The 13,140-nt window shown below is 71.1% G+C and carries 13 protein-coding genes; 9 read left to right on the top strand and 4 right to left on the bottom strand.

Annotated features, from left to right (window positions below; genetic code table 11):
• Window positions 1–61 precede the first annotated feature (61 nt).
• Entirely contained in the window at window positions 62–3,073 is a 3,012-nt protein-coding gene (locus C1N74_RS14905) for a DEAD/DEAH box helicase family protein (RefSeq protein WP_137750821.1), read from the bottom strand.
• Window positions 3,074–3,305: 232 nt separating this feature from the next.
• Here C1N74_RS14905 and rpmB point away from each other — a divergent pair, with 232 nt between their 5' ends.
• The 7 genes from rpmB to C1N74_RS14875 all read left to right on the top strand — a co-directional run bounded on the left by rpmB (window position 3,306) and on the right by C1N74_RS14875 (window position 8,099).
• A complete protein-coding gene (gene rpmB / locus C1N74_RS14900) occupies window positions 3,306–3,542 on the top strand; it encodes a 50S ribosomal protein L28 (RefSeq protein ID WP_005051771.1) in 237 nt (78 codons plus the stop codon).
• On the top strand, window positions 3,542–3,712 hold the full coding sequence (gene rpmG, locus C1N74_RS14895) for a 50S ribosomal protein L33 (protein WP_005051772.1): 171 nt from the start codon (window positions 3,542–3,544) through the stop codon (window positions 3,710–3,712). The genes rpmB and rpmG overlap by 1 nt, the downstream gene beginning before the upstream one ends.
• Window positions 3,713–3,716: 4 nt before the next feature.
• Window positions 3,717–4,022 carry a 30S ribosomal protein S14 gene (gene rpsN, locus C1N74_RS14890; protein WP_023953697.1) on the top strand — a complete coding sequence of 102 codons (306 nt, stop codon included), beginning with the start codon at window positions 3,717–3,719 and terminating at the stop codon, window positions 4,020–4,022.
• Between the two features lie 114 nt (window positions 4,023–4,136).
• Window positions 4,137–4,265, top strand: coding sequence for a hypothetical protein (locus C1N74_RS16700; protein WP_256977545.1), 129 nt, complete (start codon window positions 4,137–4,139; stop codon window positions 4,263–4,265).
• A gap of 2 nt (window positions 4,266–4,267) precedes the next feature.
• Window positions 4,268–5,374, top strand: coding sequence for an alpha/beta hydrolase (locus tag C1N74_RS14885; protein WP_137750820.1), 1,107 nt, complete (start codon window positions 4,268–4,270; stop codon window positions 5,372–5,374).
• Between the two features lie 232 nt (window positions 5,375–5,606).
• The gene (locus C1N74_RS14880) at window positions 5,607–5,894 is read left to right on the top strand and encodes an HU family DNA-binding protein (RefSeq protein WP_036304753.1); all 288 of its coding nucleotides are present in this window, start codon (window positions 5,607–5,609) and stop codon (window positions 5,892–5,894) included.
• 228 nt (window positions 5,895–6,122) lie between these two features.
• Window positions 6,123–8,099, top strand: a complete 1,977-nt coding sequence (locus C1N74_RS14875) for a cytochrome c oxidase assembly protein (protein WP_064955756.1) — start codon at window positions 6,123–6,125, stop codon at window positions 8,097–8,099.
• A gap of 6 nt (window positions 8,100–8,105) precedes the next feature.
• On the opposite strand, the gene C1N74_RS14870 is transcribed toward C1N74_RS14875, so the two are convergent.
• Window positions 8,106–9,242, bottom strand: a complete 1,137-nt coding sequence (locus C1N74_RS14870; RefSeq protein WP_258317942.1) for a hypothetical protein — start codon at window positions 9,240–9,242, stop codon at window positions 8,106–8,108.
• A gap of 42 nt (window positions 9,243–9,284) precedes the next feature.
• Between C1N74_RS14870 and C1N74_RS14865 the strand changes: the two genes are divergently transcribed.
• On the top strand, window positions 9,285–10,664 hold the full coding sequence (locus tag C1N74_RS14865; protein WP_036304754.1) for an ATP-dependent RecD-like DNA helicase: 1,380 nt from the start codon (window positions 9,285–9,287) through the stop codon (window positions 10,662–10,664).
• Between the two features lie 25 nt (window positions 10,665–10,689).
• Here the strand turns inward: C1N74_RS14865 and C1N74_RS14860 are convergent, their stop codons facing one another.
• Complete coding sequence (locus C1N74_RS14860; RefSeq protein ID WP_071918953.1) at window positions 10,690–11,355, bottom strand: heme oxygenase (biliverdin-producing); 666 nt, start codon at window positions 11,353–11,355, stop codon at window positions 10,690–10,692.
• A 71-nt stretch (window positions 11,356–11,426) separates the two neighbouring features.
• Window positions 11,427–11,735: a DUF2470 domain-containing protein gene (locus C1N74_RS14855; RefSeq protein ID WP_023953713.1), complete on the bottom strand. Its 309-nt coding sequence runs from the start codon at window positions 11,733–11,735 to the stop codon at window positions 11,427–11,429.
• A gap of 78 nt (window positions 11,736–11,813) precedes the next feature.
• Here C1N74_RS14855 and C1N74_RS14850 point away from each other — a divergent pair, with 78 nt between their 5' ends.
• On the top strand, window positions 11,814–13,061 hold the full coding sequence (locus C1N74_RS14850; RefSeq protein WP_036304755.1) for a serine hydrolase: 1,248 nt from the start codon (window positions 11,814–11,816) through the stop codon (window positions 13,059–13,061).
• Window positions 13,062–13,140 lie beyond the last annotated feature (79 nt).

Below are 13,140 nucleotides of genomic sequence, written 5' to 3'. Positions count from 1 at the left end.
TGTCGGGGCCGGACAGGGCGCCGTTCGCGTCGGTTCGCGGGGCAGGGAGGGGAAGGAGCCGTCAGTCCCAGCGTTCGACGACGGCGAGGTCGCCGGCGACGGCTCCGCCGCGGCGCGCCTCCGCGAGTGTCGCGAGCGCATCCGGACTGTCGACGAAATGGAGCGCGCACGGGCCCACTGCCCGCTGCCAGTCGTCGGCGAAGGCGCGGATCCGCGGCCCCGACATGCCGAATGCCGAGGGCACCGGCAAGAACTGAGCCGGGCTCGATCGCGATGCGCGCTTCAGCAGCCATCGCACGATCGGGGTCCGCCCGCCGGCATCCACCTGCAGCAGGAATCGCGGCGTCCGCACCGGACCGAGCAGCTCCGCCATCGCTCCGGCGAAGGCGTGCTGCTCGGCGAGAGAGGCGTTCCGCAGGTGCAGCTCGAACTGCTGGATGCCGCCGGCACCCGCCGGTCGCTCGACGATCACCTCGGCTGCCGCGGCCTCGCTCAGGCGCCCGGAACGCTGCAATGCGGCCACGACGACGCCCGCGATGCGGCGGTACAGCTCCGGCGCTTCGGCATGCGCACGCCGGGAGCGCCACCAGGCGCGGGCGATCGGCATGCCCACGGCGAGGGCGGCGACCAGCCCCGCCGCTCCGGCCGCGAGCTCCGCGCCGCCCGCCGCGCCCGCGCCGCCCGCGATCATGAGAGCGAGCGACGCCGTGGTGACGACGCCTGCGGCGGCGGTTCCGGCTCCGAGCGCGGCATCCGCTCGTCCCCGCGTCCGGAACGTCGGCTCGCCCCTGCGCGGCGCGACGGTCGCGTCGATCGACTCCCGGTCGAGGTAGTCCTCGCCGACGCGCCACAGCGCGCGCGTGCGCTCGCGCGCCTCGACCACCGTCAGCGCATCGAGGTCGTGCGCCGCGGGGCGGCCCGACGCGAGCAGGCGGCGCTGATGGGCCGTCAGCACACCGGGGAGGCCGCGGATGATGCGACGAGGATCGTCGCGGTGCACACCCCAGAGGCGCTCGTGCTTGCGCCGCAGCCGCGACAGGTCGGGGGACGCGTCGATCGGCGACGACGGCGGCAACATCGCCGTCACGGTCCAGATGTGCGCGACCTTCTCCGGCCAGCCCGGATCCAGCCGCAGCGCGCGCCCGCGCAACTGCTGGGTCGCGGGTGCTGTCGCCACCGACGACAGGTCGATGAGCGTGTTGACGGCCGGGCAGTCCCACCCCTCGCCGAAGAGCCCGCGCGTTCCGACGATGACGTCGAGTTCGCCGCGCGCCAACAGGATCGAGGCGGCGCGGACGAAACCCGCGGCGCCGACACCCGATGCCGAGATCTCGGACACGCCCGGATCGTCGGGCACCGCGACTACCGCGATCGTCGGCGGCGATCCGCTCTCGGGGGCGAGAGCGGCCGCCCACGCCGCGGACAACGCCTCGACGTGACGCGTTGCGATGCGCGTCGTCGATCCGGTGACCAGGGCGCAGCGCAGGTCGGCGGTCGCGGCATCCGTCGCGAGGACGTCGAAGGTCCGCACCGCGCCCGCCCGCCCGATCAGTCCGCCATGGCGGTTGCCGTGCTCGCTGAAGTCCGAGACGACGAGGGCGCGCAGACGCGAGCCGACCCGGTCTCGTTCGAGCCGCAGGATGTCGCAGACTGCTCGGTCCTTCGACAGCGACGATGCCAGCATCGTGTCGATCGGATCGCGCGTGCGGCGCAGGCCCCGGTCGGTCAGCGAGAAACCGAAGTCGGCGAGGGTCGCCCGGATCCGCTCCCACCGTTCCCGGGCGGCCGGATCGGGGAGGATGCGGTCGAGAGCGAACCGCCCCAGGAGCCGCAGCGACTCCTCGGTCGTCGGTGTGCGCCGCGCCGCGGCCGGAAGGCGCTCGACGAGCGGATGATCGGAATGGACGGTCGCGAGCATCGCCGCGGCAGCCTCGGATCCGGCGAAGTCGTCGGCGAACGCGCGCGACAGCCGGACGTCCACGCGGTCGTTCCGCGCACCGCGCGCGGGCGGGGCGGGAGGCGGTACGAGGGGCGCAGCTGCCATGCCGCCGCCGCCCGCGCCTGCGTCATCTGCGTCGGATGCCGCGTCGCCGACAGCATCCGGCGTCGGTTGCAGCATCCTCACGAGGTGATCGGCGCCGTCGCCGTGCGCGAAGGTCGAGCGGAGGAGCAGCCCGAGGCCCATCGCTGCTCCCGACAGGAATGCGAGCTCGTCGGACGTCGGCTCGACGAATCGTACGAGCTCGCGGAAGGGGGCGAGGTTGCCCTCGCGGACGACCGCGGGGATCGGAACCTCGTAGTCGACGTTCCCCAGAAGCGACGTGTAGTTGTCGTAGGCGTCGCCGTCGTCGGCAGAGGGGAGCGTGGCGGTCAGGCCGATGACGAGCGGGGAACGTCCGGCCGCGCGCAGCCGTGCCACGAGCGCCGCGACCACGAGCGCCCAATGGTCGAGCAGATGATGGCACTCGTCGAGCACGACCGTGTCGACGCCGTGATCGACGAGGCGCTCGATCAGCGCGCGAGCATTCGGATGCAGCGCGCGCGACAGCGCATCCGGGTCCTCCTGAGCGATGCGGCGTCGCAGTGTGCGGGAACGCCGCGCGATGCCGGCTGCGTACGCGCGGCGGTTGCCCGAGCGGAGCGCGTCGAGCCAGGCGGATGCCGCATCCGTCGACCGGCCGTCGCTCTCGAGCTCGAGCCGCCAGCGCTCGTGCGCCAGCGCGGCGAGGGGATTCTCGCCGTCGAGCACGCTCAGCGACTGGTAGGTCAGGGCGGTCAGCTCGCTCGGGGCCTCGCCGGCGGTCGACACATCGGCGGTGTCCGGCGCCAGGCGCCGCGCCTCGGCGGCCCATTGCTCGCGAATCGTGATCGTCGGGGCGAGGACGAGCGTCCGCGTCCCGCGTCGCATCGCGAGCAGGAGGCCGAGAAGCGTCTTGCCCGAGCCCGGCGGCGCGACGATGTGCAGCGGCCCGGGGCCGGAGGCGTCCACGCGTTCGAGTGCATCAGCCTGGTAGTGCCGCAGCCGGCCCTCGAACCGCCATCGCCCGAGGGGAACATCGGCCTCCGGCGACATAGCGGCAGTATGTCAGACGGCACCGACGCGGCATCCCGGGCAGCCGGCGGCCCCGACCGCGGTCAAGGCGACACGCCGTCGCGTGCTAGACTGACTGTTTGTCTGCGCGCACTCCAGCACGCAGTACGTACCCACTCCCCATCACAGGCCCGAAACGGCCGGGTGGAGCGCGGGTGCAGACAAGGGATCTTGGGTGGCACCGTCCGGTGTCACGGTACTAAGGAGAATCACTATGGCAGCAGTGTGCCAGGTGACCGGAGCAGTTCCCGGCTTCGGTCACAACATCTCGCACTCGCACCGCCGGACGAAGCGCCGCTTCGACCCGAACGTGCAGAAGAAGACCTACTACGTTCCTTCGCTCGGTCGCAAGATCACGCTGAACGTGTCGGCTAAGGGCATCAAGGTCATCGACGCCCGCGGCATCGAGTCGGTCGTGAAGGACCTGATCGCGAAGGGTGTGAAGCTCTAATGGCGAAGAAGGCTCAGGACGTCCGTCCGATCATCAAGCTCCGTTCGACCGCCGGTACGGGGTACACCTATGTGACGCGCAAGAACCGTCGCAACAACCCCGACCGCATCGTGCTGAAGAAGTACGACCCGGTGATCCGCAAGCACGTCGAATTCCGAGAGGAGCGCTGATCTCATGGCTAAGAAGAGCAAGATCGCGCGCAACAACCAGCGTGAAGAGGTCGTCGCCCGCTACGCCGAGAAGCGTGCCGAGCTGAAGAAGACCCTCGTCGACCCGAACGCGACCGACGAGGCCCGCGAGGCCGCCCGCGTCGGCCTGCAGAAGCTCCCGCGCAACGCGTCGCCGGTTCGCGTCCGCAAGCGCGACGCGATCGACGGTCGCCCCCGTGGCCACCTCTCGAAGTTCGGCATCTCGCGCGTCCGCTTCCGCGACATGGCACACAAGGGCGAGCTGCCCGGTGTGACCAAGTCGAGCTGGTAAGCGGCCTGCAACACAGCGCCGAAGCCCCCGCCCCGATTCGTCGGGACGGGGGCTTCGTCGTTCCCACCGCCTGCGCTCGGGACGGGTATGCGCGGCAACGGCTACGGTCGGAGCATGGACATCAGCTCGATGATCATGGGCGGCGCGATCGCGTCGGTGATGTGGATCGTCTTCGTGCCCTGGTCGAAGCTCCGGCGGTTGCGAGAGCTCGACGAGCGCACCGAGCGCGCGGACGGAGACTGACCATGTCGTTGGATCCCTTCTTCGCGGAGCGGCTGCGCACGCACCGGCGCTACCTCCTGCGGCAGGCCTGGCGATCGGTCACGTCCGCGGTGGCCGATCGGATGCCGCGAACCCCGCGATCCCCCGCCGCAGAGGGCGTACCGGGAACCGCCCCCACCTCAGCCCCCAGCCCGGCCCCCACGCCCACCCCGGCGAAGCCCGCGGGCAAGCGCCCGCTCACGCCGCGCGAGCGTCACCGCAAGGCTGCGCTCGCCTGGGACCGCCAGGAGCTCCGGACGGTCGGCACACCGGGCCCCGAGATCGCCACGTCCGAGCACGTCGTCCCGGTGCCCGGCTACCTCGACGTGCGTGTGCGGGTCTACCGCCCCACCACGCTCGTTGCGGGCGAGCCCGCCCCCGCGTGCCTCGTGATCGGCGGTGGCGCTTTCCGAATCGGCGGCATCGACTACCCGACGGCGGATGCCGCGTGCCGGCGCCGTGCCGAGGCATCCGGTGTCGTTCTCGTCGCGGTCGACTACTCGCTGGCGCCCGAGCACCGCTATCCGACCCAGATCGAGCAGGCGTACGCGGCGTGGCAGTGGCTCCACGACGAGGCGGGGGCGCTCGGCATCGATCCGGACCGGGTGGGCATCTCGGGGTCGTCGGCGGGTGGCAACATCGCGGCCGTCCTGACGCTCATGAACCGCGATCGGGCGCGCCTCCCCGTCGCCGTGCAGATCCTCGAGGTGCCGGTGACCGACCTCACGGGGAGGTTCATCGATCTGCGCGCGACCTACGCCCTCGGCATCCCCGCGTTCATCGCCGTGCGCGAGCTCGTCTCGGTCGCCCGCACGTATCTCGGCGACCGCTCGCGGGCGCGCGAGTCCTACGCTTCGCCGATGCGTGCCGATTCGCTCGCCGACCTTCCGCCGGCGGTGATCCTGACGGCGGAGTACGACCCGCTGCGCAGCGACGGAGCGGCCTACGCCGCCAAGCTGCGCCGCGCCGGGGTGGAGGCGAGCGCGACCCGGTACCTCGGGGTCACGCATGACACCCCGATCTTCGTCGGAGCGCTTCCCGCGGCGCGCCGGTGGGAGGCCGAGGTCGTCGCAGCACTGCGCCGGATCTGACCGTCGCGCCGACCCCGGCGACCCCGCGCGGACGTCACATTGGTCCCACGCGCCTCGAAAACCGGCGACACGCCGGGTGAAAGCGCCCCCGGATGCCGGCAAATCCGCGAAATTCCGCGGAATCCGCGTATATTCGGGACCGGTCGAACGACCAACCGCGGGACGCGAGTCCCCGGGAACCACCCACGCTGTCGGCGGCGCGTCCGTCGTCCGCCGTCTGGAGGACAACCCTATGGCTGACAAGTCCATCACCAAGACCGAGCTCGTCGCGAGCATCGCCAGCGCCACCGGTCAGAGCCAGGCCGCCGTCTCGGGCGTGCTCGACTCGCTCTTCACGACCGTCTCCGAGGCCGTCGCCAAGGGCAGCAAGGTCTCGATCCCGGGCTGGATCGCCTTCGAGCAGGTCGACACCGCCGCTCGCACCGGCCGCAACCCGCAGACCGGCGAGGAGATCAAGATCGCCGCGGGCAAGCGCGTCAAGGTGACCGCCGGCTCGAAGCTGAAGGCCGCCGTCAAGTAATCGACGACGATTCACCGGAGGGGGATGCCGTACGGCATCCCCCTCCGTCGTCCCTGCCCTGCCCCGCCCCGCCCCGCCCCGCCCCCCCGCCCCGCCTCGCTTCTCGAGGTCCCACTTGAGCCGGAAATCCGGCCGACATACCCGGCCCGAATGGGACCTCGCGGCTCAGCCGCTGAGGGGCTGAGGGGCTGAGAGGCCCGGGGCGCCCGGCCGCCGTAGGCTGGTGGGGTGGAATCCCGAGCGCAGCGTCTCGCCGGACCGGCGATCCTCGCTGTGTCGGCTCTCATCGTCGTCCTCATCGGCCTCGCGGCCGGCGGCGGCGCCGCCCCGCTGCAGCTGCTCGACCCCGGCCCCCTCGTCCGGTGGGGTCTGCCGGTCATCAAGCTCGTCGTCAACCTCGCGGCGGCGGGCATGGTCGGATCCCTCGTCGTGGCGCTGTTCGCGCTGCGCGCGGGCGAGCGCCCGTTCGACACGGCCCTCGACGCCGCCTCGATCTCCGCGGCGATCTTCACCGTCGCGAGCGCGGGTACCGCGTTCTTCACCTTCCTCAACCTGTTGGGCGCGGCTCCCAGCGCCAGCGCGGAGTTCGGTCAGCAGCTCGGCCGATTCCTCGTCGACACCGAGGCCGGGCGCGCCTGGCTGCTGACGACGATCGCCGGCGCCGTGCTCACGGTGCTCACCTTCGCCGTCCGCGGCTGGACCTCGACGCTCATCGTCGGCATCCTCGCGGCGGCATCCCTCATCCCGATGGCGACGCAGGGCCACTCGGGCGAAGAGGCCAACCACAACATCGCGGTCACCGCGCTGGCGCTGCACATCGTCGCCGCGGCGGTCTGGCTCGGCGGCCTGCTGCTGCTCGTCATCATCCGGCCCGTCGTCGACCGGGCCGACATGGTCGCGATCGTGTCGCGCTACTCGAGCATCGCGCTCGTGGCCTTCATCGTGGTCGCGGTCTCGGGAACGGTCCGCGCCGCCGTCGCGATCCTCTCGCCGGCCAACCTGTTCTCGCCGTACGGGGCGCTGCTGCTGGTGAAGGTCGTCGCCCTCATCGCGATGGGCATCCTCGGCGCCTCGTATCGCGGACGGCTCATCTCCAAGCTCGCCTCATCGGGCGCGGCGCGGGTGTTCTGGCTGCTCGTCACCGTCGAGATCGTCTTCATGGGCATCGCGAGCGGAGCGGCCGCCGCGCTCGCGCGCACGCCGCCGCCCGTCGACACGACCCTCCCCGAGCAGCAGACCCCGGCCCAGATCCTGACCGGCACGGTCCTGCCTCCCGAGCTGACGATCGACCGCTGGTTCACGATGTGGGATGTCGATCTGCTCTGGGTCTTCGCCGTCGGGTTCGGCCTGTTCTTCTACCTCGCCGGTGTCCGGCGTCTGCGCAAGCGCGGCGACCGCTGGCCGATCTACCGGACGGCGCTGTGGGTCTTCGGCCTGCTCCTGCTGCTGTGGGTCACGAGCGGGCCCATCAACGCCTACCAGGACTACCTCTTCAGCCTGCACATGGTCGGGCACATGCTGCTGTCGATGGCGATCCCGCTGTGCCTCGTGGCGGGGGCGCCCGTGACGCTGGCCGCCCGCGCCATCCGCAAGCGCGACGACGGGTCGCGCGGTGGACGCGAGTGGATCCTCTGGGCCGTTCACACCCCGTTCTCGCGCGTCGTCACGCATCCGGCGTTCGCGTCGATCATGTTCATCGGCTCGCTGTGGGTGTTCTACTACACCGATCTGTTCCGCTGGTCGCTGTACGACCACATCGGACACGAGTGGATGGTCGTCCACTTCCTCATCTCGGGCTACCTGTTCGTGCTGTCGCTCATCGGCATCGACCCGGTGCCCTACCGCCTGCCGTATCCGTTCCGTCTGCTCACGCTCATCGCGGTCATGGCGATGCACGCCTTCTTCGGCATCGCGATCATGATGTCGTCGGGGATGTTCGCCGCGGAGTGGTTCGGATCGATGGGCCGAACGTGGGGGCCGACGCCGCTCGAGGACCAGTACATCGGCGGCGGCGTCGCCTGGTCGGTGGGGGAGATCCCCACCCTGATCCTCGCGATCACGGTGGCGATCCAGTGGAGCCGATCGGATGACCGGATGCAGCGCCGCCGCGACCGTCAGGTCGACCGTGCCGGCGACACCGAACTCGAGGAGTACAACGAGCGCCTCGCCGAGCTCGCGCGCCGCGACGCCGCGCGGAGCCGCTGACCCCGCTCAGCCCTGGTCGGCCGACACCTGGATGGATGCGGTGCCGTCGGGCAGGATCGTGATAGATCCGGTCAGGAAGAACTCGACGTCCTCCGACACCTCGTTGAGCCGCCCGTCGTAGATCGAGCGGATGTCGACGTCGATGTGCGCGACGGCCCGGGTGCTCGGGATGGCCCACTGCGCGCCGTCGGGGACGACCTCGATCTTCGGGTTCTCCGCGATCGACCACTGCGGCGCGCCTTCGACGCGGTTGCGGACGAAGTATCCGAACGGGCATCCCGTGGGCTGCAGCACCTGCTGCGTCGCGCACGATGCGAGGAACTCGTCGACGCGATCCTGCACGACGTCGACGAACTCCGGCGTCGGCTGCGCCTGCAGATCGACGGGGACCGCCTTCTGCGGAGCGTCGGAGAGCACGGCCACCCCGGGGGTCTGCGCCGTCGGGGTGTCGACCGAGATCGAGTAGGCGCCGGGAGAGAAGACGAGCATCGAGACCGGCACGAGCGGATCGGCATCCACGCCCTCGGGTGCGACCTGCCGGGTGTCGAGCTCGAAGCCGTTGACCTGGAACCGGGTGGCTCCCCGCACGGTCAGGTCGATCGCCGACAGCGGGCTGTGCGCGAAGCGCCATGCGGGGGCGACGCCGATCCAGCCGTCCTGCTCGACGTCGAACTGCGTGCGGCCGCGGTGACCGTTCGCGAGGTAGGTCACGGTGATCTCGGTGACGTCGCCGCGGACGCGCTCGCCGATCACCGAGACGTCCGACAGCGGTGCGAGGGCGGCGCGGCGCAGCAGCACCTCGGATGTCGTCGACGGCAGCTCCGCCGCGGCGAGCTCGGCCGAATCCATCGCGACGCCCGGCAGGCGCAGGGCGTCGGCGGCGCTGCCGCTGCTCAGCAGCGACAGGTAGCGCTCGACGAACGCGGCGGGACTGTAGAGCGTGCGGTACACCGCGACTCCGCCGACGCCCAGAGACCCGAGGGCGAGCACCGACAGCAGCCCGATCGCGGTGAGGTCGAGCGCGAGCCGGCGACCGCTGCGTGCACCCCGACGGCGACCCCGCCCGGGGCGGCGGGCGCTCTCGGGCGCGCTCGACTCATCGTCGCCGGTCGCGGCGTCCGGAGTCGTCTGCGCCTCGTGCACAGCACAAGTCTAGGAAGGCTCACCTGTGGCTACCATGAATCGGTGACCTTGCCGCCTCTCTCCGCTGAGCAGGAGGCACTGTTCCGCCGGATCGAGACGACCCGCGACCACGTCTTCGTCACCGGGCGAGCCGGTACCGGCAAGTCGACACTGCTGCAGCACCTCGCGTGGAACACCGACAAGCAGATCGCGATCTGCGCTCCGACGGGCGTCGCTGCGCTCAACGTCGAGGGGCAGACGATCCACTCCCTCTTCCGGCTGCCGATCGGACTCGTCGCCGACAGCGAACTCGAGCAGTCCGAGCCGACGCGCCGCATCCTCAACGCGATCGACACGCTCGTCATCGACGAGATCTCGATGGTCAACGCCGATGTGATGGATGCGATCGACCGGTCGTTGCGACAAGCGCGTCGTCGGCGCTCCGAGGCGTTCGGCGGCGTGCAGATCGTCATGTTCGGCGACCCGTATCAGCTCTCGCCGGTGCCGCCGCGCGGCGACGAGCTGAAGTACATCCGCGATCACTATCGCTCGTTCTGGTTCTTCGACGCGCAGGTGTGGGCGGGCCCGAAGGCGGATGCCGGCGCGATCCGCTCGGACGGACTGCTCGATCTCGGCCGGGTCGGCGCTCCGCTGCACATCGCGGAGCTCGGCGAGATCCATCGTCAGGCGGACGCGGGGTTCAAGGAGATGCTCAACGCCGTCCGGTACGGCGTCGTCACGGCCGACATCGCCGCCGCTCTCAACGCGGCGGGCGCCCGCACACCGCCGCCTCCCACCGGTGACGAGCCGCCCGTCATCACGCTCGCGACCCGCAACGATGCCGTCAACCGCATCAACCAGCGGCATCTCGACGCCCTCACGGGCCCGGTGCAGACGGCGAAGGCCGATGTCAGCGGCGACTTCGGGCGGGGGGAGACGTCGTACCCGGCCGACCCCGAGCTGCAGCTGAAGGTCGGCGCGCAGGTGATGTTCCTCCGCAACGACGTCGCGGGCTATGCCGGTGACGGCCCGCGCTGGGTCAACGGCTCCATCGGAACCGTCACCCGCATCGCGGGGTCATCGGTCCGCGTGGAGCTCGACGGCGAGGAGCACGACGTCGAGCCTGCCGTCTGGGAGCGGTTCCGTTACGCGTACGACCCGGGCTCGCGCAAGCTGACCCGCGAGATCGTCGCGGAGTTCACGCAGTTCCCGCTCCGACTGGCCTGGGCGGTGACGATCCACAAGTCGCAGGGCAAGACCTACGACCGTGCGATCGTCGACCTCGGGTCGGGCGCCTTCGCGCCGGGGCAGACCTACGTCGCGCTCTCGCGACTGACCTCGCTCGACGGGCTCTACCTGTCGCGACCGCTCCGGCCCAGCGACATCCTGGTCGACCACGACGTGCGGCGCTTCATGGCCGCCGTCCGCGCCGCCGGCATGTGACCGGCGGTGTCACGCGTCGCGGGGATCAGGCGACGACGGATGCCGCGCGCGCGGCCTTCGCGTCGGCGAGATCGGTGAACAGGTCGGTGTTGAACTGGTAGGCGACGAGCACCTCGTCGATCACCCGCTGCTGCTCGGCCTCGTCCCAGGGAGCGGCGTCGAGCTGCTCGCGGTAGCGCTCCTTGAACGCCGCCGGATCGGCGATGTCGCCGAAGATGTAGAAGCCGATGCCGTTGGTCTCGAAGCCGAACTGGCGGGCCATCAGCTTGCCGATGAACAGGCCTCCCGACAGGTCGCCGAGGTAGCGGGTGTAGTGGTGCGCGACGAAACCGCCGGCCCAGGTGGCCCCGACCTCGTTGATGCGGGCGACGTAGCGCTCGGTCGTCGGCAGCGGCGTGATCCGCTCGCGCCATTCTGAGCCGATCAAGAACTCGAGGTCGGCCTCGAGCGCGGGGAGCCGGGTGAGCTTGTCGCTGATGAACGTGGCGGCCACCGGGTCGGCCGACATCCGGGATGCCGCGGCTTCGAGCGCCTCGTAGATGAACCAGTGCTGCGCGACCAGGGCGACGTAGTCGTCGCGGGTGCCCTTGCCGCGCATGAGGTCGGACATGAAGCCGGCGCCTTCGCTGCCGGAGTGCGCAGAGCTGGAGCGCTCGCGGAGGGCGGTCGAGAAGGGGATCGGTTCGAGCATGGCCCGACGATAGCACTTAGGTACAGCTAACCTGAAGGTTTCTCGCCGACCTCTTAACGAATCCGTAACGCTCAGTCGTGCGGGCGCGGCTCCACGCCGAGTCGCGCACAGGCCTCGTCGTACAGCGCGACGATCTCCCGGCGCACCTCGCGGCGCTCGGTGATCGGGCCGCCGGGCCACGCCACGCGGATCTCCCGGATGCCGCCGTCGGGCCCCACCGCCTGCCAATCCCCGCCGTCGCCGTCGAAGTGCGTCATCGTCGCCGCCGCGGCATCCGGTTCGCCGAACGCGCGCGCGATGAGCAGGTTGTCGTCGCGGTGGTCGTCGTTCATGTGACCGAGCACGCCGGAGATGGCGTCGGCGTCGAAAACGTGTGTCATGGGTCCACCCTAGGTTCGCGGGATCCTCAGGAGCGGTGTGATTCACTGGAGGCATACATCTCGGGGGGTGGCTCAGGAATGCGTGCGACTCGACGCCGTCGAAGCGCGGGGATCGCCGTTGCGGTCGCGCTCGCGCTCGGTCTTTCGGCGTGCGCGCCCGCGAGCGTCAGCAGCGTCGCCGTGCCCCCGCAGGCCGACGGTGAGATCGGCGGCGACACGCAGGCGCAGCTCACCGCCGCGGTCGAGCGTGCGATGGCGATGACCGGCTCGGCCGGTGCGATCGCGGGCGTCTGGGTGCCCTGGTCGGGCGAGTGGGTGCAGGGCTTCGGCACCAACCCCGACGGGACCGAGGTCACCGCCGACGACTCCTTCAAGGCCGGACCCGTCACCCGCGCGATGACGTGCGACGTGCTCTACGGCATGGCAGCCGACGGCACGGTCGAGCTCGACGACCCCGTGACGGAGTGGATCGTCGGATTCCCCGCGACCCCGGTCGTCACCCTCGAGCAGCTCTGCGACAGCACGTCCGGCCTCGGTTCGTACCAGCCGCGTCTGCAGGGCCGGTGGGAGGCGAACCCGGCGCGCCCGTGGGCTCCGCACGAGCTCCTCGCCTACGGTCTGGCGGCCTCGGGCCCGACGGGCGGCACCTCCTACGTCGATTCGGATGCCGGGTACGTCCTCCTCGGCATGGCGCTGGAGCGCGCCTCGAGCAGCACCGCCGCGGAACTGTTCCAGCGCTACGTCTTCGAGCCGCTCGGCATGGCAGGCTCATCCCTGCCCTCGCGCACCGCGGACATCGGACTCCACGGCACGCAGTCCGTGCTGACGCCCGAGGGGACGCCCGACTGCGCGACGGCGGCCGACCTCACCGCCCTGTCGCCCTCGGCCGGGTTCACGGCCTCGGGCGTCGTCACGACGGCAGCCGACCTCGGCCGCTATGTCCGCGCGCTCGCGACGGGGCTGCGTCCGTTCGACGACGACCAGCGGTTCGGCTCCCCCATCCCGGTGGGCGAGGGGTCGCCGACCTGGTACACCGTCGACGGCGGCACCTATCAGGCGGGAACCCTCATCGGGCAGTACGGCTCGATCCCGGGCTACCAGACCGTGGCCTTCGCCGACCGCGAGACGGGCCTCACGGTCGTCGCCGTGCTGAACAACTCCCGCGCTTCGGCCGAGGCGGTCCGCGTGCTCGGGTGGCAGCTCGCCGCGATCGCGTCGAAGGCTCCCGCCGCCTCGGGCGAGACCGCGCCGCCGGCGGGTCTGCCCTGGACGCCCGAGCAGATGGACGGCGACCTCGCGTCGGTCGCGATCTGCCCGCTTCCCTGACGGGGCTGCGCCGCAGCGCGAGCTTCGGAGAATGTCGCCTACCTCGGAGCGATGACTCGGCAGCGGCCGATATCGCCGT

It is taken from the genome of Microbacterium sp. SGAir0570 (assembly GCF_005491085.2).
Taxonomy (GTDB): domain Bacteria; phylum Actinomycetota; class Actinomycetes; order Actinomycetales; family Microbacteriaceae; genus Microbacterium; species Microbacterium arborescens.
The sequence above is the reverse complement of the archived record's forward strand: the minus strand, read 5'-3'. Positions and strand labels throughout refer to the sequence as shown.

What these genes read in the sequence shown, in the direction of transcription:
- C1N74_RS14905 (WP_137750821.1), bottom strand. Translation starts at nt 3,073, where the DNA reads ATGTCGCCGGAGGCCGATGTTCCCCTCGGGCGATGGCGGTTCGAGGGC.
- rpmB (WP_005051771.1), top strand. Translation starts at nt 3,306, where the DNA reads ATGGCAGCAGTGTGCCAGGTGACCGGAGCAGTTCCCGGCTTCGGTCAC.
- rpmG (WP_005051772.1), top strand. Translation starts at nt 3,542, where the DNA reads ATGGCGAAGAAGGCTCAGGACGTCCGTCCGATCATCAAGCTCCGTTCG.
- rpsN (WP_023953697.1), top strand. Translation starts at nt 3,717, where the DNA reads ATGGCTAAGAAGAGCAAGATCGCGCGCAACAACCAGCGTGAAGAGGTC.
- C1N74_RS16700 (WP_256977545.1), top strand. Translation starts at nt 4,137, where the DNA reads ATGGACATCAGCTCGATGATCATGGGCGGCGCGATCGCGTCGGTGATG.
- C1N74_RS14885 (WP_137750820.1), top strand. Translation starts at nt 4,268, where the DNA reads ATGTCGTTGGATCCCTTCTTCGCGGAGCGGCTGCGCACGCACCGGCGC.
- C1N74_RS14880 (WP_036304753.1), top strand. Translation starts at nt 5,607, where the DNA reads ATGGCTGACAAGTCCATCACCAAGACCGAGCTCGTCGCGAGCATCGCC.
- C1N74_RS14860 (WP_071918953.1), bottom strand. Translation starts at nt 11,355, where the DNA reads ATGCTCGAACCGATCCCCTTCTCGACCGCCCTCCGCGAGCGCTCCAGC.
- C1N74_RS14855 (WP_023953713.1), bottom strand. Translation starts at nt 11,735, where the DNA reads ATGACACACGTTTTCGACGCCGACGCCATCTCCGGCGTGCTCGGTCAC.
- C1N74_RS14850 (WP_036304755.1), top strand. Translation starts at nt 11,814, where the DNA reads ATGCGTGCGACTCGACGCCGTCGAAGCGCGGGGATCGCCGTTGCGGTC.